This is a genomic window from uncultured Streptococcus sp., assembly GCF_901875575.1.
Classification (GTDB): Bacteria; Bacillota; Bacilli; order Lactobacillales; family Streptococcaceae; genus Streptococcus.
In genome coordinates this window covers 1-788 of the sequence record NZ_CABFMF010000048.1, presented here as the reverse complement: position 1 = coordinate 788, position 788 = coordinate 1, and the positions used below count along the sequence as shown (strand labels likewise).

The 788-nt window shown below is 37.8% G+C and carries 1 pseudogene; it reads left to right on the top strand.

Annotation, left to right across the window (positions count from 1 at the left end):
* Positions 1-15: 15 nt before the first annotated feature.
* A pseudogene (locus QZ114_RS08150) lies at positions 16-788 on the top strand (bacteriocin-associated integral membrane family protein); the annotation flags it as partial.

Genomic DNA, 788 nt, shown 5'->3' with positions numbered 1-788 from the left:
TACAAGGAGTCTACTATGAAGAAACTATTCATATTATTATCAACTTTTTTTCTCAGCTTCTTCCTTGCTTGGATTATTGTCTTACGTGCGCCACAATATTTATATGCGAGCTATGATTCCGTCTCTTTACTTCGTGTCAAAAAAGATACTCAGGAACCGACGCGTGAGGTATTTGAACAGGAATTGGAGAATTTTGCAAACTCAGAACAGAGTTTAATAGCTAGGAGAATTGTAGAGCCGAGTAAGGATGGAACGACTCACTTTGCTTATGCAACTTATGGTCAGGGAACTTTACCAAAAGAATTCCAAGAAGCTAGTCAAGAAAGTCGTGAACGTAGTGATCCGCTAAATAGTTATCTCCTTTTATCAGGCTCCTTGACGAAAGAAAAGCTTGCCGATAAATTAGGAGATTTGGGTTATAAAGCAATTGCTGACCGAAAGACACCGCCCTATTCTCTTGCTTTTAGAATGTTACTAATTCCCCTTATTTTAATTAGTTTAGCAATATTTGGCTTATCTTTCTTTGCTTTAGTGATTATCACTCGGATTAAGGAAATGAGAGCAGCAGGTATAAAACTCTTTTCTGGTCAGACTCTCTTATCCATCATGGGGCATTCTTTATCGACTGATATCAAATGGCTCCTTCTATCAGCCCTCCTTTCCTTCCTAGGTGGGGGAGTCGTTCTTTTTAGTCAAGATTTGTTTTATCCTATCTTGTTAGCCACCTATGGTTTTGGGATTAGTTTCTATCTGTTGTTTTTATTGGCGATTTCAATTTTACTAATGCT